The organism is Phyllobacterium sp. OV277 (assembly GCF_900104355.1).
GTDB lineage: Bacteria > Pseudomonadota > Alphaproteobacteria > Rhizobiales > Rhizobiaceae > Phyllobacterium.
Window position 1 is genome coordinate 306,129 of record NZ_FNIY01000004.1, and the last position, 20,479, is coordinate 326,607.

20 protein-coding genes and 1 riboswitch are annotated in these 20,479 nt (G+C 54.9%); of the genes, 6 read left to right on the plus strand and 14 right to left on the minus strand.

Annotation, left to right across the window (positions count from 1 at the left end; all coding sequences use genetic code 11):
• Nucleotides 1–11 precede the first annotated feature (11 nt).
• Nucleotides 12–120: riboswitch (guanidine-I (ykkC/yxkD leader) on the minus strand.
• Between the two features lie 50 nt (nucleotides 121–170).
• On the minus strand, nucleotides 171–467 hold the full coding sequence (locus tag BLU05_RS16175; protein ID WP_139210474.1) for a hypothetical protein: 297 nt from the start codon (nucleotides 465–467) through the stop codon (nucleotides 171–173).
• A gap of 215 nt (nucleotides 468–682) precedes the next feature.
• Complete coding sequence (locus BLU05_RS16180) at nucleotides 683–1,579, minus strand: LysR family transcriptional regulator (RefSeq protein WP_091881906.1); 897 nt, start codon at nucleotides 1,577–1,579, stop codon at nucleotides 683–685.
• A gap of 279 nt (nucleotides 1,580–1,858) precedes the next feature.
• On the opposite strand from BLU05_RS16180, the gene BLU05_RS16185 reads away from it, so the two are divergent.
• Together BLU05_RS16185 and BLU05_RS16190 are read left to right on the plus strand one after the other, a co-directional pair.
• On the plus strand, nucleotides 1,859–2,593 hold the full coding sequence (locus BLU05_RS16185) for an SDR family NAD(P)-dependent oxidoreductase (protein WP_091882336.1): 735 nt from the start codon (nucleotides 1,859–1,861) through the stop codon (nucleotides 2,591–2,593).
• Between the two features lie 72 nt (nucleotides 2,594–2,665).
• Complete coding sequence (locus tag BLU05_RS16190) at nucleotides 2,666–3,265, plus strand: NADPH-dependent F420 reductase (RefSeq protein WP_091881909.1); 600 nt, start codon at nucleotides 2,666–2,668, stop codon at nucleotides 3,263–3,265.
• Nucleotides 3,266–3,380: 115 nt separating this feature from the next.
• Here BLU05_RS16190 and BLU05_RS16195 read toward each other — a convergent pair whose 3' ends face one another.
• Together BLU05_RS16195 and BLU05_RS16205 are read right to left on the minus strand one after the other, a co-directional pair.
• The gene (locus BLU05_RS16195) at nucleotides 3,381–4,250 is read right to left on the minus strand and encodes an SDR family oxidoreductase (RefSeq protein ID WP_091881912.1); all 870 of its coding nucleotides are present in this window, start codon (nucleotides 4,248–4,250) and stop codon (nucleotides 3,381–3,383) included.
• Between the two features lie 857 nt (nucleotides 4,251–5,107).
• Nucleotides 5,108–5,776, minus strand: a complete 669-nt coding sequence (locus BLU05_RS16205; protein ID WP_091881918.1) for an NAD(P)-dependent oxidoreductase — start codon at nucleotides 5,774–5,776, stop codon at nucleotides 5,108–5,110.
• A 106-nt stretch (nucleotides 5,777–5,882) separates the two neighbouring features.
• Here BLU05_RS16205 and BLU05_RS16210 point away from each other — a divergent pair, with 106 nt between their 5' ends.
• On the plus strand, nucleotides 5,883–6,773 hold the full coding sequence (locus BLU05_RS16210) for a LysR family transcriptional regulator (RefSeq protein WP_091881920.1): 891 nt from the start codon (nucleotides 5,883–5,885) through the stop codon (nucleotides 6,771–6,773).
• Nucleotides 6,774–6,799: 26 nt separating this feature from the next.
• Here BLU05_RS16210 and BLU05_RS16215 read toward each other — a convergent pair whose 3' ends face one another.
• The 6 genes from BLU05_RS16215 to BLU05_RS16240 all read right to left on the minus strand — a co-directional run bounded on the left by BLU05_RS16215 (nucleotide 6,800) and on the right by BLU05_RS16240 (nucleotide 13,214).
• Complete coding sequence (locus BLU05_RS16215) at nucleotides 6,800–7,552, minus strand: FadR/GntR family transcriptional regulator (RefSeq protein ID WP_244518381.1); 753 nt, start codon at nucleotides 7,550–7,552, stop codon at nucleotides 6,800–6,802.
• 1 nt (nucleotide 7,553) lies between these two features.
• Nucleotides 7,554–8,531, minus strand: a complete 978-nt coding sequence (gene yjfF, locus BLU05_RS16220) for a galactofuranose ABC transporter, permease protein YjfF (protein ID WP_091881923.1) — start codon at nucleotides 8,529–8,531, stop codon at nucleotides 7,554–7,556.
• Nucleotides 8,531–9,544: an ABC transporter permease gene (locus BLU05_RS16225; RefSeq protein ID WP_091881925.1), complete on the minus strand. Its 1,014-nt coding sequence runs from the start codon at nucleotides 9,542–9,544 to the stop codon at nucleotides 8,531–8,533. Before BLU05_RS16225 ends, yjfF begins: the two co-directional genes overlap by 1 nt.
• Nucleotides 9,541–11,058 carry a sugar ABC transporter ATP-binding protein gene (locus BLU05_RS16230; RefSeq protein ID WP_091881928.1) on the minus strand — a complete coding sequence of 506 codons (1,518 nt, stop codon included), beginning with the start codon at nucleotides 11,056–11,058 and terminating at the stop codon, nucleotides 9,541–9,543. Before BLU05_RS16230 ends, BLU05_RS16225 begins: the two co-directional genes overlap by 4 nt.
• Before the next feature lie 74 nt (nucleotides 11,059–11,132).
• The gene (gene ytfQ, locus BLU05_RS16235) at nucleotides 11,133–12,089 is read right to left on the minus strand and encodes a galactofuranose ABC transporter, galactofuranose-binding protein YtfQ (protein WP_210184619.1); all 957 of its coding nucleotides are present in this window, start codon (nucleotides 12,087–12,089) and stop codon (nucleotides 11,133–11,135) included.
• A gap of 228 nt (nucleotides 12,090–12,317) precedes the next feature.
• Entirely contained in the window at nucleotides 12,318–13,214 is an 897-nt protein-coding gene (locus BLU05_RS16240) for a LysR family transcriptional regulator (RefSeq protein WP_091881933.1), read from the minus strand.
• A 143-nt stretch (nucleotides 13,215–13,357) separates the two neighbouring features.
• On the opposite strand from BLU05_RS16240, the gene BLU05_RS16245 reads away from it, so the two are divergent.
• Nucleotides 13,358–14,002 carry a hydrolase gene (locus BLU05_RS16245; protein ID WP_091882342.1) on the plus strand — a complete coding sequence of 215 codons (645 nt, stop codon included), beginning with the start codon at nucleotides 13,358–13,360 and terminating at the stop codon, nucleotides 14,000–14,002.
• Nucleotides 14,003–14,534: 532 nt separating this feature from the next.
• On the opposite strand, the gene BLU05_RS16250 is transcribed toward BLU05_RS16245, so the two are convergent.
• The 3 genes from BLU05_RS16250 to BLU05_RS16260 form a co-directional block, all read right to left on the minus strand.
• Nucleotides 14,535–15,752 (minus strand): sensor histidine kinase, encoded by a 1,218-nt coding sequence (locus tag BLU05_RS16250; RefSeq protein ID WP_244518382.1) that lies wholly within the window; start codon nucleotides 15,750–15,752, stop codon nucleotides 14,535–14,537.
• Nucleotides 15,753–15,892: 140 nt separating this feature from the next.
• A complete protein-coding gene (locus BLU05_RS16255; RefSeq protein WP_091881939.1) occupies nucleotides 15,893–16,558 on the minus strand; it encodes a response regulator transcription factor in 666 nt (221 codons plus the stop codon).
• A gap of 2 nt (nucleotides 16,559–16,560) precedes the next feature.
• Nucleotides 16,561–17,064, minus strand: a complete 504-nt coding sequence (locus BLU05_RS16260) for a PepSY domain-containing protein (protein ID WP_244518383.1) — start codon at nucleotides 17,062–17,064, stop codon at nucleotides 16,561–16,563.
• A gap of 189 nt (nucleotides 17,065–17,253) precedes the next feature.
• Here BLU05_RS16260 and BLU05_RS26005 point away from each other — a divergent pair, with 189 nt between their 5' ends.
• A complete protein-coding gene (locus tag BLU05_RS26005; RefSeq protein WP_139210475.1) occupies nucleotides 17,254–17,469 on the plus strand; it encodes a hypothetical protein in 216 nt (71 codons plus the stop codon).
• 505 nt (nucleotides 17,470–17,974) lie between these two features.
• On the plus strand, nucleotides 17,975–19,429 hold the full coding sequence (locus BLU05_RS16265; RefSeq protein WP_139210476.1) for a hypothetical protein: 1,455 nt from the start codon (nucleotides 17,975–17,977) through the stop codon (nucleotides 19,427–19,429).
• Nucleotides 19,430–19,807: 378 nt separating this feature from the next.
• On the opposite strand, the gene BLU05_RS16270 is transcribed toward BLU05_RS16265, so the two are convergent.
• A complete protein-coding gene (locus tag BLU05_RS16270) occupies nucleotides 19,808–20,425 on the minus strand; it encodes an alpha/beta fold hydrolase (protein ID WP_244518384.1) in 618 nt (205 codons plus the stop codon).
• Between the last annotated feature and the right edge of the window lie 54 nt (nucleotides 20,426–20,479).

Below are 20,479 nucleotides of genomic sequence, written 5' to 3' on the forward strand. Positions count from 1 at the left end.
TGGCCAACGAGGTCTCCCGGGCTTTTATCCCGCCGTGCATCCGGCGGGATGTTTCCCCTACCGGTGGCAGCTCTCGGACCAGCACGCTTTTTAAGCGCCGGAACCCTAGCCACCAACTCTGCTATGAAGAAAGCAAGAAGCATGCCAAACGGTATGGCATTGATTTTACTTTATATTTCTTTTCGGAATGTTCTCTGCTTGCGCAGATTATTGACGACATGCTTAGCAATTGAGCATTGCTCATCCGATGCGTGCAGACCACAGACCTTCCATTGTGCCGAAGTGACTGATTTAAGGGGAGCGCAAAGCGCAATGGGGTCGGTACCGCCGATCCGCAACGCGCGCCCCATTCGGCCATGCGTGCCAAAATTCTTTGCTCCTGAAAGCAGCCATTTGGTCATCTGGCCGGCGGCGACTGCAATGGCGACAACTCTTGGCGTCTCGAGCCCGACTTCAACCAGATGCAACGCATTCTGATGCCACTGTGATTTAAGCGTCGGCTTCAGCCGGTGGAGCAAGGGACCTATTCATGGACCCAGGGCGCGACGTGGGGGACATCGCCTTGAACGTTGATGGCCGCACACCGACGTAACGTCCTCACTGACAGGTTTATGAAGCGACTGTGGGCAAGTCATTTCTTATCCACTGCAAGCATCACCTGCTACCTGCTACCTGCCGGGCGTCAGTCGCGCGATATGGACAGTCCCGCGAGAAGTGGAGTGTATGCGGCGAGCCTGCGCGATACGAACTCCGTAAAGAGCCGCACGCGCTTCGTCTTGCGTGTCTCCCCCTGTGTGAGAAGCCAGAGCGTTCCGTACATGTGCAGGTCGGTACCCGGCACCCTCGCCAGCAGGGGGTCGGCATCTCCGATAAAGCACGGCAGTGTCGTGATCCCGAGCCCCTGCCGTACGGCCGCAATCTGCGCCGCGGCGTCCGTGGTTCTGAATGGAACGCCCGTGGTGCGAACCTCACCCTCGCTGGCCCACTCCGGAATGCCATGCAGACTTATGACGATCCACCGGAGGGGATCAGCCACACCCGCACGCCATTTGGCTAGTCGATCACAGGACATGTAGACCCCGCCAAGCAGCTCTGGTCCCTTCAAGCCGTAAAGATTGAGCGGCAGGGTCTTGCGGTCGTAGACGACACGGATCGCTACGTCGGCCTCTCGGTTGGTCAGATTTGCCAGCTCGCCGGACGATAAGATTTCCATCTCGATGTCCGGATGCAGACGCGCGAAATCGGCGAAGTCCGGCATGAGCAGGTGTGTCGCCAGAATCGGTGTCAACGTAACCCGCAGAAGCCCGCGCACGCTCTGGTCACGACCGAGGACGCGCGTTTCCAGCTGGTGCGACGATGCTTCCATTTGGTTTGCGAGCTCGAGGACCTCCTCGCCTGCAGGCGTCAGACGGTAGCCTGAAGGCAGCTTCTCGAACATTTCCGCCCCGAGGCGTTCCTCGAGTTGCGCGATGCGTCGCAGCGCGGTCGAGTGATTCACCCCCAGGCGCTCGGCGCCGGCTCGCAGTGAGCCTCCGCGCGCCACGGCTAGAAAGTAACGAACGTCATCCCAGTCGATCATGGTGTAAGTCGATCATGGTGTAATTTGGCACCGCGCGGTGCGCCTTCTAAACTCCGTATCGACCACATCGTACAGCAGTACGGGCAGTCATAATAGCTGCCTCAACGAGCGCGACCCAATTCTGAATGGTGGACATCGATCGCCGAGGCTGACGTCAGTTATCTGGCTGGATCGTTTTTGCACCACCGATGTGCACGCTTGCGCCCTGATACGCGCCGAACTTTGCACCTACTTCAACGATCACAGGTTTCCATACAACTTCAACAAAGGATGCAGAACATGACTAGACTGAATGGAAAGACTGCCGTGATCACCGGCGGCGCTACCGGCATCGGCCTCGCCGCTGCCAAGCGCTTCATTGAGGAAGGCGCCTTCGTCTTCATCTTCGGCCGCCGGCAGGAAGCGCTCGACGCGGCTCTGGCCAAGCTTGGGCACAACGCCCGCGCGGTGAAGGGCTCGGTCTGCGATGAGGGCGACCTCGACCGGCTTTACGCGGCGGTGAAGGCCGAGCGCGGAACGCTGGACATCGTCTTCGCCAATGCCGGGGTGGGAAGCCAGCTTGCACTCGGCAAAATCACTGCAGAGCACATTGATGAGACGTTCGACACCAATGTGAAGGGTACGATCTTCACGGTCCAGAAGGCGTTGCCGCTAATGGACCAAGGCAGTTCGATCATCCTGACCGGATCGAGCGCCGGCACCACGGGCGCCCCGGCATTCACCGCCTACAGCGCGAGCAAGGCGGCAGTGCGCAATCTCGCGCGCACCTGGGCGGAGGACCTGAAGGGCACTGGCATCCGGGTAAACGTACTGTCACCCGGGGCGACGGCGACCGAACTCGCGAAGGAAGCGCTGGGCGAGGAAGGCCAGAAGGCCTACGGCGCAATGACTCCGCTCCAGCGCATGGCCGATCCGGCGGAGATCGGGGCGGCAGCTGCCTTTCTCGCGTCGTCGGATAGCAGCTTCATGACCGCCAGCGAAGTCGCTGTCGATGGCGGCCTGGCACAACTCTGACGCGCCACGCCCGGCGGTCGCTCCATTCGATATCCGGAGCCCGCAGGGCTTAGTAAACCAAAGGAGAATATTATGAACTATGCAATTATCGGCTTTGGCAATATCGGCCAGGCTTTGGCTAAGGCGTTCGCCCGCAACGGCATCGAAGTATCCATTGCAACCACGCGCGACCCGGAAAGCTTTGTATCCGCCGCAGCCGCAATCGGACCCACGATCGTTCCCAAAAAGCTGGCGGAAGCGGTCAAAGCAGACATCGTCTTTTTGGCTGTCCGTTTCGAGTCGCACCAGGATGTCGCGAAGGTGCTGCCCACCTGGCAGGGGAAGACAATCGTCGATGTGACCAATGCCTACGGCGTGCCCCCTGAGGAACTGGGGGGACAACCTTCTTCCAAGGCCGTCGCGCAGGCTTTCACTGGCAGTAGACTGGTTAAGGGCTTCAACCATTTGGTCGCTGCCACCCTTGACCAAGACCCAGCCGTACATGGTGGCAGGAGAGCCGTGTTCCTGGCGAGCGACGATGACGCTGCCGTAACAGAGATTGGTGCGCTTGCGGAAAATCTCGGCTTCTCGCCGGTCAAACTTGGCGGGCTTTCAGAGGGCGGACTGCTAATCCAGGCGCACGGAAATAACTGGGGTCATCTGATCTTTAAGGACTTGATCAAGTTCGACTGATGAACACGACGTTCCCACCGGCAGGAACACGACGCACGGATCGGGATCGAGCATGATCCGATCCGTGCGTCGTGTCCAGTCAAGTCCTCGGTATTGGGATCGGGGAGTGGCCGCCTCAGGCAGAGGCAGCGCTTTCCGATGCAAAGTTGCGATAGGAGTGCAGCGGCCGACCCAAAAGTGTCGTCAGGCGCTTGATGTCACCACCCTCAGGCAGCATGCCGTCAGTCAGGAACCGCTCGCTCATCATGCGCATATCGTAGGCCATCCAGGCCGGCATGAACTGCTTGAGGTTCTGCTCGAAAGCCTGTGTATCGCCACCGCCGTAGACGATCGGGCGGTGGAGCACGTCTGACCAGATGGCGGCGATATCCGTACCGGTCAGTATATCGGGACCGACCAGGTTCATACGATGGATCGGAAGCGGTTGGGTAGCCTGCTCGCGGCGTAGCAGTTCAAGGGCAGCGATCTCCGCGATATCGCGAGTGTCGATCATTGCAAGCCCCTTGTCGCCGATGGGCATCGGGTAGACGCCGTAGCCGGTGATGGCATCCTTGATCGTCAGATCGTTTTGAATGAAATAAGCCGGGCGAAGGATCGTCGCGTGCAAGCCCATCTGCTCGATCATCCGCTCGACGCCGAACTTGCCGGCGAAATGCGGCACGTTCACGTAGACGTCGGGATGGATCACCGACAGATAGACGATCCGTTCGATGCCAACCGAGCGGGCGACATTGAGGGCGATCAAAGCCTGGGTGAATTCATCCGGCACGACGGCATTCAGCAGGAACAGTGTGGACACACCATCAAAGGCACTGCGGAGCGAGTCGACATCGAGAAAGTCACCTTTCACAACAGTAACGCCTGCCGGGAAGTCGGCTTTCGAAGGATCGCGAACGAGAGCACGGACATCAGCGCCACGGTTGACGAGCTGTTCGATGACTTGGGAACCAATATTGCCTGTGGCACCAGTAACGAGAATAGTCATTGGATTTTCTCCGGGTTAGAATTTCTTGACACCCCGAATATGGATGGTTCGTTATTGATCCAATAGACCATCGATTTAGACACAGCGTCTCACAGGTGAGACGGTATGATCTCTCTCCACGCCAACATTGAAGGGCCAACGGCGCGAAAACCACCAAACGCTGAGAATGGATCACAGTTAAATACGCTGAGGCCATGGATGCCCGGGCTGCGATCAGCAGCAGCAATTTCTCTTGGCAAGCGGGACGTTTTTAATGGCAAAAGAGTATGCTTTCGCGGCAGTCGAAATGCACATCCTCGTTGCCACTGAACAAAGGGCACGACCAATTGAATCAGCCGCATCTAATATCTAGTCTCTGGAGGCAAGCGCGGGCAAGTTGATCTTAACGCGCGGAAAGCGACAAGGCTTTCACGCCAGCGGGGAATGTCCGCGTGCGGCTTATCAAGCAATCGCAGCGTTGTCGCTTCAGCCGCGACGCCGAAACGTTTCCTATGAGTCAGACACTTGGGGAAGCAGAGCAGGTCGAAGCGGATGGTATGGAAGTGAAACGGTCAGCGCTGAGCGCCAGACACTTGAAAGGCTATCGCCCATCCTGCGTTTTCACAGGCTTTGCCGCCTACGACACAACGTTGTCGGCTTGGCTGGCTGTTTGGCACACAGCCGTCAGGAGTTCTATGGAAAGCGGATAGGCCATCCCTCGTTGTTCGATTGAGGCAACGGCTTGATCTTGGGCGATACTGTGCCCAGACGTGTTTCGCCTGGGTTTCGCTGCAGTGATCAGCACAGCGGTCTTTGTAGACTAAGATTGAAAACCCGCTAGAGGTTATTCCTCAATAGGCGGGTTTTCCCCTTTTCCACTACCAGGTGATAAACGGTATTTTTCTCAGCCATTCATCAGAGGCGACTTGATCTAGAATGAACGTCGCAACATCTTCCCGCGAGATGTTGCCGCCGTGGAAATGGCTCAAATCGGTGAGCGTCCGGATCTTGTTGCGCGCGGGCTTGTTGTTGAGGATCGAGGGACGAACGATTGTCCAATCGAGGTCGCTGCTTGTGATGATGGCTTCCTGGCGGTCTTTATCGGCGTATACCTTGCGCAGTAGCAGGGGGAAGATCAGCTTGTCGAAGAGATAACCGCCGTGCCCTGCGCTGTCGCCCGCGCCCATACCGGTGATGGCGATAAGACGCGAGACCTTCTCTGCCTTCATGGCGCTTGCAAGGGCTTGGGTCGCGATCGAAAGAAGAGTGACCTCACGAAGTGGGCTTGCGGGTGTGCCGAGTGCGCTGATCACGATGTCCTGACCCTTGACTGCCTGTCGCAGGGCTTTTTCATCGCGGGCATCTCCGACTACAAGTTTTGCTCCCTTGATATCCTGGGCTTTTTCCGGCGAACGCACCAGCACGGTGACGTCATAGCCGCGACCTACGGCCTGGCTGACAATGTGGCGGCCGGTCGGCCCGGTAGCACCGAGAACCACGATCTTCGGTGCAGCGACTAAACCTGTTTCTGTTGCAATCGTATTCATGAGAGTATCTCCGGGTTGGAAGTTCTTGACACCTCGAATATGGCTGGTTCATCATTGATCCAATAGACCATTAATTTAGTCACGACGTCTCACACATGGAACACTCATGGATCTCGTCGCACTTGCCGATTTTAATCTCGTGGCTCGTCACGGTGGCTTCGGCAAAGCCGCCCGTGCGGGCGGGCGTCCCAAGGCAACCCTTTCCCGGCGTGTTGCGGAACTGGAGGTTGCACTTGGCCTGCGGCTGTTTGAACGGGGTGCGCGCAACCTGAAGCTCACCGAGGAAGGGCGCGCCCTTCATGAACGTACAGCCGCTCTCCTGACAGAGCTGGACGAAACGGCAGCCACCATTGCCTCAGGGGCGGAGAAGCCACGTGGCCGATTGCGGATCAGCGCGCCGCTCCTTTTGTCACAGACCGCCATGGGCAAGATCGCGGCCGGTTTTGCACTGAATTATCCGGATGTGAGACTGGAAATCACGACTGAGGACCGAGCGGTTGATATGATCGAGGAAGGCTATGATCTGGTTATCCGGGTCAACCCGGATCCGGACGAAAGCCTTGTGGGCCGAGCGTTTCTGCATGATCGCCTCGTCGTGGTGGCAAGCCCCAATTTTCCCCGAGCCGCTGCAGGCCGCCCAGTTCCAGGCATTGTGCGCGGTGTTGGCAATCTGCAGACTTGGGATGTCACAACCCCGGACGGACATTTGACGATCAGCATTGAGCCAATCCTCGCCCTTTCATCCATAATCATGGTTCGGGATGCGGTACGGGCAGGCGTTGGCGCAGCCCGTTTGCCGATCTCCTTGGTGAGCCACGATATGGCCGACGGCACATTACTGCATTGGGGCGATATCGATGGGTCCGACATTGCGTTGTGGGCGCTCTACCCATCGCGCCGTCTGTTGAGCGCTCGCGTGTCTGCATTTCTGGATTTTCTGAAACAGGCCTTCCCGAATGGAACGCCCGACGAACTGGCTGCCTACATCGACAAGTAGCGGGCTAAAGCCTACTTCCCCCCCAACTAGTGTGTCTCGCTCGTCGTCGCGGCCAGCACGCGTTCTGCGCCATCGTCAATGACACCGCGCATGGCTTCCTTGGCAGCTCCGACATTACGATCCTTGATTGCGTCAGCAATGGCTCTATGCCGTGCCACCGAATAGCTGTGTCTCTCGGGATTAGGTATGGGCGAGCTGATCGTGAATGTAGTCACTAAAGCCACTTCAATGAGAGCGCTGATCGAACGCATGAATGGATTATGGGACGCATCAGCAATCGCGATATGAAACTGAAGATCACTATCAACAAAGCTGGACGCCGATTGGCCTGCCTCTCCCATTTTCTCCACCCAATGATAGAGATTTTCCAATTGTACATTGGTTCTACGCAGGGCAGCGAGGCCTGCGGCTTCTGGCTCCAATGCCAACCGCATTTCAAGAAGGCTTGAAAGGAACTGCGGAGTGGGGCCTGCCTCGAAATGCCAAACCAGAATATCAGGGTCGAACAGATTCCAATGGGAACGCTCGAGTACACGCGTGCCAATCTTGGCTCGAGGCTGAATTAACCCCTTGGCTGCCAATGTCTTAAGGGCCTCGCGTACCACAGTTCTGGACACGCCAAACTTTTCGAACAATTCTGCATCACCGGGCAAAATACTGTTTTCAGCATAATCACCGTTGATAATGCGCAAGCCAAGCGCGCGCATGACATGACCATGATGGGTATGCGAATAACCAGCTGTGCGGAAATCATAGTTTGAAAGGTCGTTGCGTGGCAATTCATCCCCCACCGATAGCCGTTGTTCTTTTCGACGATAGGAACACCAATATACGCTGCATGGCAATGAACGAGAAAAGCAGGACACCCACAACAATCTTTGTCCACCAACTGGACAATGTACCGTCGAAGACGATGTAGGTTTGAATAATACCTTGGATAATCACACCGATGAATGTACCTGCGACATAGCCGACCCCTCCTGTCAGCAACGTTCCCCCGATGACAACAGCAGCGATCGTATCAAGCTCGACACCGACGGCTGCCAGTGAATAGCCGGCAGAGGTGTAAAGGGAAAAAACAATACCTGCGAGCCCCGAGAGGAAGCCCGACATTGCATAAATTCCAATCGTGGTTCTGGCCACCGGTACGCCCATCAGCTCAGCCGATGTCCGGTTGCCACCGACTGCGTAAATATAAGAACCGAACTTGCTGAAATGCGCCATCAGGATGCCAGCGACGAATACGATGATCATAAGGCAACCAATGAAGGTCAGTCTGCCACCGCCAGGAAGTCGATAAAAAAGACCCTGCAAAGCTGTATAGAATTGGTGATCAATCGGTATTGAATCCGTTGTCATCACAAAGCACATGCCGCGCGCCAGAAACATGCCCGCCAATGTTACGATAAAGGCAGGCACTTCGAGATAATGGATAATGGCACCCATACTTGCGCCGAAGACTGTGGTTATCGACAGCGCGATTGCAAAAGCAATCAGCGGATGAACGCCATAATGCGTAATAAGGACTGCGAGCAACACGCCTGTAAAAGCGATCACTGACCCCACGGAAAGATCAATCCCGCCAGAAAGAATGACGAAAGTCATACCGACAGCGGCGATACCCAGAAATGCATTGTCCGTCAGCAGATTACCTGCAACGCGGAATGAGAGCATCGCCGGGAATTGAAACACACACGCAGCGTAAGCGAGCGCACAAATCAGTAGTGTCGCATAGAAGGGTAGAAGTCGCGTGCTCATTATCGCTTTGCCCCCTTCGAGCGGAACTCTGCCTTGAGAAACGCCCATCCGCCCAGAGATGAAAACGATTGTGCCAGCAAGATGACGATGATGACCAAGGCTTTCAGGATAAGGTTGTATTCCGGCGGGAAGCCGGACAACAGAATACCGGTGTTCATCGCCTGAATAATAATGGCGCCAAGCGCCGACATCAGAATTGAGAACCGGCCACCGAAGAGCGATGTACCACCGATAACGACAGCCAGAATTGCGTCCAACTCCAGCCAGAGGCCAGCATTATTGGCATCGGCTCCCCGGATATCAGCGGCAATAATGATCCCGGCGAGTGCAGCGCAAAATCCGCAAAAACTATAGATAACAAGCAGCAAAAGTTTGCTGTTCAGCCCGGCATAACTGCTGGCACTCCTGTTGATACCGATAGACTCGATCAATAGTCCAAGTGCCGTCCGCCGCACGACTGTAATTGCTACGAATAAAAGAAATGCGGCAATCAGGATGGGCATAGGAATACCGGCAAATGACCCGGTTCCGAAGAAGATCAGTCCAGGCTCATTGAAGGTCACAATGGAGCCTTCTGTAATCAACTGTGCGATACCGCGCCCTGCAACCATGAGGATCAGTGTCGCTACGATCGGTTGCAAATCGAAATAAGCAACAAGAATGCCGTTCCATAAGCCGCACAACAAACCTGTACCGAGCGCGGCGAGAATAACGACAGGCACCGGATAACCGGCCACAGTCATTGTGGCGGCGAGTGCTCCTGAAACAGCCATAACAGCTCCAACGGAGAGGTCGACGCCACGACTGGCGATCACAGTGGTCATCCCTATCGCAAGGATAATGACGGGCGCACCACGGTTTAGAACGTCAATCAGACTGCCGAACAGTCGTCCGTCTTGAAGGCGTATTTCAAAAAAACCGGGAAATGCCAGATAGTTGAGAAAAAGGATCAGAGCGAGCGACAGGAGCTGTGGTGCTGCTTTCGTCAATGCAGCTTTACTCAGGCGGTTCATGCTGTCGCCCCTTCCGGATCAGCCGCGATCATCTGCATGATATTTGAAGTTGTGATGTCATCACCGGAAAGCTCACCCCGATGCACGCGGTCCCGCAGGACGACAACCCGTGTGCTGTAAGCAACGATCTCATCAATCTCCGAAGAAATGACGAGGAGCGCCATGCCGTCATCACACAGCTGATTGATCAGCGCGATGATCTCGGCGTGCGCACCCACATCAATGCCGCGGGTTGGTTCATCGAGAATGAGAAAGCGCGGACTGGTTGCAAGCCACCGGGCCAGAATGACCTTTTGCTGGTTTCCGCCTGACAAAAGTTTGACCGGCTTTTCAATGTCGGTGGTTCGGATATCGAGTGCCCGCACGAACTTGTCAGCCAAGGCGATCTGCTCGCGGCGCGACAAACGGTTGAACCAGCCTCGTTGCGCCTGCAGTGCCAACGAAATATTCTCCCGCACAGAAAGATCGCCTATAATTCCATCGGACTTGCGATCTTCCGGACATAGTCCAAAGCCTAGTGCGACAGCCTCCCGCGGCGTTCGAATGTGAACTGGTTTACCTTCTATGGATGCCTGTCCCTTATCGGCGGCATCGATTCCGAACAAAAGTCTGGCTGTTTCGGTGCGGCCAGACCCTAACAGACCCGCCATACCGATTACTTCTCCTTGGCCGATATCGAGATCGAACGGCGCTATGCTACGGCTGCGTCCGAGCCCCTTGAAGGAAAATTGCCTGACCTTTGGCGCAGGTCGGGCACGGCGCACATTGTGCGTGGCAACCGCAAGAGTTCGCCCCAACATCAATGAAACGAGCTCGATTTTTGGCAATACTTCCGTCGTTGCGCTGCCTGCCAGCTTGCCGTTGCGCAGCACCGTGACCCGATCACAGATTTCATAAACCTGATCTAGAAAATGCGTAATGAAGACAATACCGAGACCACGAGCCTTCAGCTGGCGTAATATGGCAAACAGGATCTCGGTTTCGTGGCTATCAAGGCTGGCTGTCGGCTCATCCAGAATGAGAATGCGGCCGGACATATCGACAGCACGCGCGATAGCGACGAGTTGTTGGACGGCGACTGAATAACGGGACAAATCCGACGTAACATCGAGATCAAGGTCGTATTGAGCTAATATTTCCCGGGAACGTTTTTCCATCAATCGCCGATCGGTAAAACCAAATCGCATTGGCTGGCGGCCGATAAAGAGATTATCGGCAACGGACATATTGGGGAGCAGGTTTACTTCCTGATAGACAGTGCCGATCCCGAGTTTCTGGGCATGCTGCGTGTCACGCACGTTCACGGCCTGCCCATCAAGTTTGATCACACCCGCATCTGGTCGATACACACCTGTCAAAACCTTGATAAGTGTAGATTTCCCCGCGCCGTTTTCACCAAGAAGCGCATGAATTTCACCGGCTCTTACATCAAAACTGACATCATCAAGTGCTTTCATTCCGATGAATGACTTGCCAATATGTTCAGCGGCCAGAAGACTGGGGTTGTCCGTCATTGCGCTCTCCGGTGAGCCAAATGTCGATCAGTGGCCAGCCGCTTAAAATAAAGCGACTGGCACGACGGGCTTAATCAGTATCCCAGACCCTTTTTCTCCTCATAAACTTTCTTCGGATCGTCGGCCTGCGTGTACAGTTTCGATTCCGTTTGTATCCACTTTGCAGGAGCCTTGCCGCTGTCCTTGAATGCCTTCAGAGCATCAAACGCAGGGCCAGCCATGTTGGGTGTAAGCTCAACGGTAGCATTCGCTTCACCCTCGGACATTGCCTTGAAGATATCAGGAACGGCATCAACCGATACGACGAGGATATCCTTGCCCGGCTTCAAACCAGCCTCTTTGATGGCCTGAATTGCGCCTACCGCCATATCGTCATTATGTGCGTAAAGGGCGCAGATATTCTTGCCGCCATTCTCCGCCTTGAGGAAACCTTCCATCACTTCCTTACCTTTTGATCGGGTAAAGTCGCCTGTCTGGCTTCGGACAATCTTGATGTTGGAGGCAGATGCGATGCCCTGTTCAAAACCTTTCTTGCGGTTGATTGCTGGGCTGGAGCCAACCGTGCCCTGAAGTTCAACAACCTTGCAGTCCTTGCCAGCAACGGTTTTGGCGAGCCATTCGCCGGCCACCTTTCCTTCATGCACCGTATCAGACGTTACCGCAGTCAGATAAAGGCCATCATTTGTCGTTTCGATTGTACGATCCAAAAGGATAACCGGGATCTTGGCTTCCTTGGCCTCTGCCAGAACCGTATCCCAACCCGTCGCCACGACAGGTGCAATGAAAATAGCGTCGACGCCCTGAGCAACGAAGCCGCGGATCGCTTTGATCTGGTTTTCCTGCTTCTGCTGCGCATCAGCAATCTTAAGTTCCACACCCCGTTTTTTGGCTTCAATCTTGGACACGGATGTTTCAGCGGCACGCCAGCCGGACTCCGAGCCGATTTGCGAAAAACCCACCGTCAAATCAGCAGCACTCGCTGTTCCAGCGAATGCCATGGCAATCGTACTGGCAAGCAGAATTCTCTTCATGGAAATCATGATTTCTCCTCCCGAAATTGGTCAAATTTTCAAGATCCTCCCAGACCTCACCGTATTATTATAATATAGTAATACAAATGACAATAGCACCTTTTTGACACTTTAGATTGAACAAAAATCCAACGACGCAAACTATGGTGCCTTCCTTTAACTCATGGCGTGACCCGAATGCAGGTCCGCTGGAATGAGAGCACCTCTTCAACATATCCGCGCGCTAGGTCACCCGGAGGTGTTGTCCGCAACATGTGATGGGTTCCTGAAGCACTCGATCAGCATCTCGGTAAGCACTCGCATCTTGCGCGCCGGGTGCTGGCCCGGTGGGCGAACGACAAAGATGCCGAGCTCTGGTGCTGGAAAGCTTGTCATAACCGGAACGAGCGCCCCAGAGACTAGATGTTCGCAGATCAGGTCTTCAGGCAGTCCAGCGATACCGATCCCGGCAAGTGCTGCCGAGACCAGAGCAACGCCATTGTCGGCCTTAAACCGCCCTTGCACTTTCATTGCGATGAGCGTGTCTCCATCCATCACCGGCCAGGTTTCATTTCCTTGCATCACAGCTTGGTGGGTGATGAATTCCTCCGGCGTCGCGGGCGCCCCGTGCTTTTCGATGTATGCCGGGCTCGCGACATACTTTGCGGATATCGTCCCAACCCGCCTGGCGACAAGGCTGGAATCCGGAAGCGTGCCAACCCGTATCGCACAGTCGAACCCTTCGGCGAGCAAATCGACGAACCGGTCAGTATAGCAGGCTTGAACCTGCAACGCCGTGTGACGGCGCGCCAACTCCGCGATCACCGGTGCAAAATGTGTAGAACCGAACGAGTGCGGCGCTGCAATGCGCAGGCGGCCTCGCAACTCGCCCGCCGGCAGGATCGTCTCCCTGGCTATATCGATTTCGCCACATACACGCGCTGCATAGTCTCGAAACGTGATCCCGGCTTCGGTGAGCGCCGCCCCTCGCGTTGTGCGGGCTAGAAGCTGGACACCCAAGTCCGCTTCAAGTCGTGCAAGCCGTCGACTGACGATCGATTTGGACACGCCCAGTCGTCGCGCGGCAGGCGACACCCCACCCGCGTCGGCAACTTCGACGAACGTACGCAACTCTTCGATATCCATTCAGCGTTCCCCAATCTGCGACACAGCACATCATGAATCGACGCTACCGCATCGAAAACAGGAATGGCAATCCTTTGTCAGAGACGCCGCTTCGCAATTGTCTCAAGCAACCCATTCAACTCAACGGCAGCAAAGGAATTATTATGACATTTCGCAACGGCCTCGATTCACTTCTTCGTCCTGAAGATTCGGTCCTCGTCCTGATCGACCACCAGCCCTATCAACTTGCCAATCTGAACAGCCATGACCCCCAGATGGTCGTCAACAATACAACCGGCCTCGCCAAGGCAGCCAAGGTGTTTGGCGTCCCGACCATCCTGACCAGCGTGATCGCAGCGCGCGGCGGTCTTCTGTTCCCGTCGATTACCGAAGTATTCCCGGGCCAGGAGGTGATCGACCGTACCTTCATCAACACCTGGGAAGACAAGAAGGTCGTGGACGCGGTCAAGGCGACCGGCCGTAAGCAGCTGATCATCGCTGGCCTTTGGACCGAGATCTGCGTCGCGATGCCTGCGATCCAGGCACTGGGCGAAGGCTGGGACGTGACCGTCGTCACCGATGCGTCGGGCGGCACGTCACTTGAAGCACATCAGGTCGGCATCCAGCGGATGATCGCAGCTGGCGCGAACGTGATGACCTGGGTGGCGGTGGCCGCCGAGTGGCAACGCGATTGGGCCCGCGCCGAGTCCGCCGAGAAATTGAACAAGGTCATCGGTCCGCACTCGGCGGGCAGCGGCATCGCCTATTTCTGGGAGCAGCAGCTTCTCAACACGCCAGTAGCTGGCTGATCCCGGCGGATGACGGGTGTATGGCGCGATGGACTGCAATGGAAGCAGATCGCGTGTCGGGCCCCGTCACTGCCCTTCGCCGAGTTGCACCGGAAGTTCCCCGTATTTGAGGTCGGTTTAACCTAACCACACAACCAACCCTCTTTGGTGAGATATTGATTGTGGCCAACTCGGGAAGAATTGGCACAAGAGGCCAACAGAGTACGGCAAAGGATACCGGCAAGCTCCTTTATGAATGTCGCCAAGCGCAAGTTTTGAATAATTTTGATAAGAGACAAAAATTCCATAAACGCTCGTCGATTCTTCTTAAAACCATATCAAATGATGATCGAATGCCGCGAGCGGACACGAACCGGAATCGTATAACTGGTCTTTTCCGATCCGTCCCTCAACGCCTAACTGAATAAACGCATCAAGCGGCTGCCCGCTCGGCGACTGGCCGGCCTGCAATGTTGAGGGCTGAACCCTGCCCGTCGATGAGACTCGGCATCTGTCAGGATGACATTTTAGCTTTACACACAACGCGACATTTCTAATTGGCTGCCACACTTGGCAAACGGATAATGACTTCAAGTCCACCATGACTAGAACATGTAAACGCAATCGTTCCGTTGTTGAGGGAGACAATCTCAGAAGCAATGGCCAGGCCAAGGCCAGTGCCCGTCCCTGTCTCATCCAACCGCCTGTCACGTAGACCAATCTTACTGGGATCTGAAACCTGAATGCCCGGACCATCGTCGGATATTTGCCATTCGACAAACGCGCCATCCAGCTTAGCATTGATGTGAATTTGCGTGTTCGCCCATTGCGCAGCGTTCTCCAGTATCACACCGACAAGCTCCACAAGGTCGTTTACGTCGATGTCGACGTTCAGACCATCCATGACATTAACGACCCAGACCAGCTGTTCGCCTTTGGGTGTTCTTTTCAACACCGCAATCGTGCGGGGAACAACGCTGCTTAATGACGCGCTGAGTGCATGCATCCGAACGCGTTGACGCAGTCGGACCAGTCTTAACTGATAATCTATCCGGTCACGCATCTCGTTCGTCAGATCGACGATTGAGGCTGCGCTGCGCGTGTTGCCGCCTTTTTCGAGCTCATAGGCGATCGTGCCCAACACGGTGAGCGGAGTTTTAAGCCCGTGAGCAAGATCGGACGCACGGGATCGCGCAAAATCCATAGATTTCTGTTGCATGGCAAGGAGGGCATTTACTTCGCCGACCACAGCTGCAACTTCCAGCGGATAGATGGCATCGATTGAAGAAGTAACACCATTGCGGATACTTTCAATATCCTTACGCAATTTCTTAAACGGAAAAAGACCGAACTGCACCTGCAAGATGACGGCAACGACAAGGACGAGGCCGAGGACCAGAAGTGCTAGGGCCAGTTCCCGCCCAAATCGGGTGATCGCTTCATCGAGGATAGACCTGTCTTGAGCGACGATGATCTGAAAGCGCCGTTCATCTTTAGTTTTTGCAAAGCGTGCCGTAAGGGACAATGCAAGCAATGATTGGCCCACCGGCCCTTGAACGGTAGAAAGCTGTCCTCGTTCATTTGACGGGCTAACCTTGAGAACATGATCCCATAGCGATCGTGATCGGATGTTTTGCTGGGTACCAAGATCTGTTATCTGCCAATAGAGACCGCTGACCGGTGTTTGATAGCGTGGATCAGGCAAAGCGCCAGTAAGCAAAGGTGAGGCACCGGGCGCGTCCGGATTGATCAAGGCGACAAGGCGTGACATTGTCGCCGATAAATCTGCAGATGCGCCCCGCTCCACATTATTGGTAAATAGATATCCGATAGTTACACCCGCCAATACGAGGGCAATGGCAATCCAAATACCAGCTCCCAGTATAAGACGAACCCGTAAAGACCGGATTCTCAAGGGGCATCCCCACCGAGAATATACCCAAAACCACGACGCGTTGCGATGATATCGGCACCTAATCTCTTGCGCAGGCGACCGACCAGGACTTCAACGGCATTTGAACCGCCCTCGAAGTCTTGCGTGTAGAGGTGTTCGGTAATCTCGATCTGTGAAACGACACGTCCGCCCTGATGTGCCATGAAAGCGAGCAGCCGGTATTCTTGTGGGGTCAATACAATTGGAACGCCTGCGCGCGAGACCTGTCTCATCCGTGTATCGAGAACCAGTTCGCCAATTTCAATCTGAGATGATGCAAAGCCACCTGCCCGGCGCACGATCGCACGTATGCGTGCCACAACCTCCTCCATCCGGAAAGGTTTAACAACATAATCGTCAGCGCCGGACTCGATTCCTTCCACTCTTTCGTCCCATTGTCCGCGCGCGGTGAGAATCAATACGGGAACGTTACGTCCTGCGCGGCGCCAGCGCTTCAGGATCGTCAAGCCATCCAGTGTTGGAAGGCCCAGATCAAGGATCACGGCATCGAATGTCTCAGTGTCACCACGAAACCAGGCGTCTTCTCCATCCCTAGCATATTCCGCGAGGAAACCGGCGGCCGATAGTGCTGCGCCAAGCGACTCTGCTATGCGGCGATCATCTTCGGCAACAAGTATGCGCATGTTTACCTCACTCTTATGAGTTTGCCTGTACGGGCATTGAAAGAATAGCGGCTGACTTCGCTGTTGGTCTCAAGCACCTTTAACTCATATTGGAGAACACCCCCCACGGAGCGTAACCGCGCGTCAATGATCTGGCCGTTGGTAAGGTTGCGGGCAATGGTTACAATGTCATCCAGTGGGAGCGCTCTATTGGCCTGGACGGCTCTTAAAGCGCCATTTGGTCCGACAAATTTCTCGTCGGGCCGGTTGCCGCCAGGACCGTTGGGGTAAGATTGCTGATCGCCTTGGGAATCATCAGAATCGGAGACCCCGTCGTCCGAGTCCGATCCACCCACAGTGCCACCGTCACTCGGTGAACCATCCGAATCTCCATCGTCGGAGATTTGGATGTAATGGACACCCTCTACGTCACTTGCCCATTCATGTGCCTGCACCGCCTTGGGAAGGTGTAGTGCCAAGACAACAATCGCCCACCGCAACACGGCTCTCAGGGGCCGAAAACGCACTCGCATCCTCCTAAAACCATCTACGCCCGTCAAGGAGATAGCTTAGTTCAATGAAGCTGACAATTCGCTGACAACGCACTCACGGGTTTTTCAGGCGCAATAAAGTATACCCGCCACCGTCAAAGCATAACAAGTGAATTGGCAACGAGGTCAAAACCATGCAACCGAGCAGACATTAGGCGATCGCACATGATGGCACGTTTCTTCGAGATCCGAGCAAAAACCAGGAGCTTCAACATGAGCGTGCTGTTTCGTTTTGTACCAGTCTTCATTTATGTGGCTGCGCTATCCGGAATGTTCTTTACGATGCTGGTTGCCTGGCCCGACATGCCTCCGGGACGTTTCAGATTTTCATACAGTATCGGGCAAACCGGCGGCCCTTATGTCAAAACAATAAACTGGTAACGCGTCTTCGCCAGTCTTCGATGTGCCCGACCGGGGCGAATTCCCAATACGCTAGATCGCAGGGTCCCAACCTTCAGGATCGCCTCGATTAAAGTCTCCAAGGTCACACATTTTCGACGTTTGATAGCCTCCAAAAGGAATACAAAATGCAAATGCTATTTCGCGTTATGCCAGCTGCCATCTATATGGCCGCTCTATTTGCAATCATCTCATCGACGTTGATCGTTCGGCCATCGCATGTCGGCAGATCATTCAACCTACATTGCCAGTATGAGAAATACTCCGATTGCAGATTGGTGCCCTGAGATTGACGGCACGGTGTAGAGGGCCGGGGGAGCATACAGGGGCAGTGCGGATGAACGTTCAGCACAAAAGCAAGCGCGCAGACCAACCCCAACGGTGATCACGACAAACCGAAGCGGCTCGAAAGCCGCACCCGCACCCGAACCTGACAACGCTGCGCGTGCGACTTGCCCGCGCCTACCCAATACACAAGAGGACAAGAATGAACTCGATCAGAAAAACACGCCGTGTAGCGATGATGTTGAGCAGCGCCCTTCTTTTGGCCATGACTGGATCAATCACCGTTCCTTTGTTTGAGATCAGTCAGGCTATAGCTGCATCATCTACAAAGATCGATGCAGCCCAATTGCAACTCAATATGCGCCGGTCTCTTTCAACCATTCTTGTTGCTTACAAAAACGAACCCAAAAAAGGCTCGCGGGTAGATGCGATGCTTATGAAAGCGACAAACGAAGCACTGCAGGCACTTGGGGGCCTTGAAAAAGGTCTTAACTCCCGCGACCCAAAGAAAATGACGACTGCTACAAGCAGTCTCTCTGTTGCAGTTGGCCGCATTGAAGCAATTTCGGATTCTGCCAGGATTGCCAATCCGACGGTGCGCGAAGGCGTCAGGGCTCTTTCCGCCAACTGGGCCGCCTATGGGACGCGCTATGCGCTTAACGAACCAGTCAAATCAAAACCCGTGAAGGCAAGTTTCGAGCAGGTAAAAGAACTTAAGGCGCAGGTAACTAAGCTTCGCTCACAGGTGAACAGGCTGCAAATCGAAACAAGGTCAAATACCCAGCTCGCAGCCAATGTCAGAAGACTGTCGTCCCAATTGGATCAGGTCGAACAGGACCGTATTGATGACGCAAACTATCAGCGAACCGTCTTTCTCCTCGGTTCGTTTATGGGCTGGATGGACGGCTATCGGGTCGTCACGACGACCTACTACCCGGCTTATACCCGCTACTTCGTAGTGGAACGGGTTACCTATGAATATTGGCAGACCTGCTGGTCCGACTATTACGAGCCTTATTACACCTATACAGACTGGGGCTACTACGACGATCCGTTTACGCCCACTGTTAACATTAACATCAATATCGACGCATCGACACAAGTGGTGGTCAACAACTACGCTGAACAGAACGTCAGCGTCATGATTGACGAGAGTCATCAAACCGAAAATTATTTCGAGAACCTGCCAATTGCAGAAACTGACATCGACATGAAGCAGGTGGACTACACACCTTCCACACCCGCTTATGAATTGGACAAAGAAGCCGCCAGATCCTCATTGGACTCTCCAGAAACGATAACCGCTCCGATTGAGACAGGCAGCCAGATCGAACCCAATGACAATACTGCCGATGAAACTCTAACGGGCGATTCAAATACACGAGTGCCGTCGACCGCAGAAGAACCGGTAGTTGAGCCTATCGTCCCGGGTAGCGAACCGGAGGAAAAAAAGAGTAGCGCGCAGCCTGAACCATCCGTCAGCACCTCGGAAGAGGCGATAATCATTGATCAGGATGAACAATCCCCCTCCACGAAAAAAGAGCAGGTCATCGAGCCTTCCGACAATAATGATGCGAACGTGCAAAGGCCTGATCGCGAGCCGGCGGCAATCGACGAAACGTCGCACGAAAGCGAAGATGAGCAGCCTGCTCAATGAGAGCAGGCATATGTAAGCTTTGCCGCCTGATGAGCCGTGTTCCAGTGATTGATCGGATCTGATTGAGATTAAGGGTGTGATCAAACAAAAGGTCGCGAAGCTTATCTATGCTGGAAACCATGACCGATACCAACACTAACGCTACGTGCCGCTCCTTACATGCAAGTGCCTGACAGGCTGCGGCCCCGAATGGGACGGAAATCGATATCCAATCCTGAAAGCCGTCATTCCGCTTTCGGCCCCATCTCGGCCGTTCAAGTGAACCTCAATGCTTGCTCTTGGACCCACTTTGCTTCCTACGCCTTGAGTTGGCTGCCGGGTTACTCATCGTGCTGAGCCGATCTGGTTTCCGTACCAGAGATGAGATCGACACCACTGCTACAAGTTTTTTCTGTCGAGCCAATCGCGGATCGCCTGTATGTGCCCAGCCTTACGTTCCAACGGCAGCCAATGGCCGCTGGGCAAGCTCACAAAACTCAGGTCACCGCAGGCGGCGCGCATTGGATCCCCCTGGCGATTGCCGAGGATGCTGCAGATCTGGTCATAGTCGCCGTTGACGAACAGCACCGGCATCGACAATCGACCTTCATCGGGCGCTTCCCGCGCATAGGCAATGTTGGCTTTGTCATTCACATACCAGGAGCAAGGCGGATGGAAACCGTGCGTGTCGAACGACTTTACCAGCGCCTCGAAGTCTGCCACTGGCCATAGAGCTGCATCGGGCCGCGTCGGCGGGGCACGGTGGGCAGCTCCGAAGCGGCCTCCGTTGCGCGTGACTTTAGCCATCGGTGAAACCGTGCCGACGGAAGCAGGACTGCCGGATCGATAAGCCGATGCCAGATATGCGGCCTTGTCAGTATCGAGGTCGGCGACCGCCTGGTCGAAATGCGTATTATAGTAGCGGGCATAATCCCACTGGCCATCGGGATACTCTTCGGCGGGATAGATATCGCGGTCGACCAGCGAGACGAGCGTCTCCAGGCGGGGTGGCGACAAGAACTGTTCCAAATCATACGCTAAGGTAGAACACACAGTGAATATGCAGAGGAC

Bases quoted from the DNA above. Each gene is read 5' to 3' on its own strand.
- BLU05_RS16190 (WP_091881909.1), top strand. From the start codon at position 2,666: ATGAACTATGCAATTATCGGCTTTGGCAATATCGGCCAGGCTTTGGCT.
- BLU05_RS16255 (WP_091881939.1), bottom strand. From the start codon at position 16,558: ATGCGCATACTTGTTGCCGAAGATGATCGCCGCATAGCAGAGTCGCTT.
- yjfF (WP_091881923.1), bottom strand. From the start codon at position 8,531: ATGAGCACGCGACTTCTACCCTTCTATGCGACACTACTGATTTGTGCG.
- BLU05_RS16180 (WP_091881906.1), bottom strand. From the start codon at position 1,579: ATGATCGACTGGGATGACGTTCGTTACTTTCTAGCCGTGGCGCGCGGA.
- BLU05_RS16205 (WP_091881918.1), bottom strand. From the start codon at position 5,776: ATGAATACGATTGCAACAGAAACAGGTTTAGTCGCTGCACCGAAGATC.
- BLU05_RS16265 (WP_139210476.1), top strand. From the start codon at position 17,975: ATGAACTCGATCAGAAAAACACGCCGTGTAGCGATGATGTTGAGCAGC.
- BLU05_RS26005 (WP_139210475.1), top strand. From the start codon at position 17,254: ATGATGGCACGTTTCTTCGAGATCCGAGCAAAAACCAGGAGCTTCAAC.
- ytfQ (WP_210184619.1), bottom strand. From the start codon at position 12,089: ATGAAGAGAATTCTGCTTGCCAGTACGATTGCCATGGCATTCGCTGGA.
- BLU05_RS16245 (WP_091882342.1), top strand. From the start codon at position 13,358: ATGACATTTCGCAACGGCCTCGATTCACTTCTTCGTCCTGAAGATTCG.
- BLU05_RS16185 (WP_091882336.1), top strand. From the start codon at position 1,859: ATGACTAGACTGAATGGAAAGACTGCCGTGATCACCGGCGGCGCTACC.
- BLU05_RS16230 (WP_091881928.1), bottom strand. From the start codon at position 11,058: ATGACGGACAACCCCAGTCTTCTGGCCGCTGAACATATTGGCAAGTCA.
- BLU05_RS16210 (WP_091881920.1), top strand. From the start codon at position 5,883: ATGGATCTCGTCGCACTTGCCGATTTTAATCTCGTGGCTCGTCACGGT.
- BLU05_RS16195 (WP_091881912.1), bottom strand. From the start codon at position 4,250: ATGACTATTCTCGTTACTGGTGCCACAGGCAATATTGGTTCCCAAGTC.
- BLU05_RS16250 (WP_244518382.1), bottom strand. From the start codon at position 15,752: ATGTCACGCCTTGTCGCCTTGATCAATCCGGACGCGCCCGGTGCCTCA.
- BLU05_RS16240 (WP_091881933.1), bottom strand. From the start codon at position 13,214: ATGGATATCGAAGAGTTGCGTACGTTCGTCGAAGTTGCCGACGCGGGT.
- BLU05_RS16225 (WP_091881925.1), bottom strand. From the start codon at position 9,544: ATGAACCGCCTGAGTAAAGCTGCATTGACGAAAGCAGCACCACAGCTC.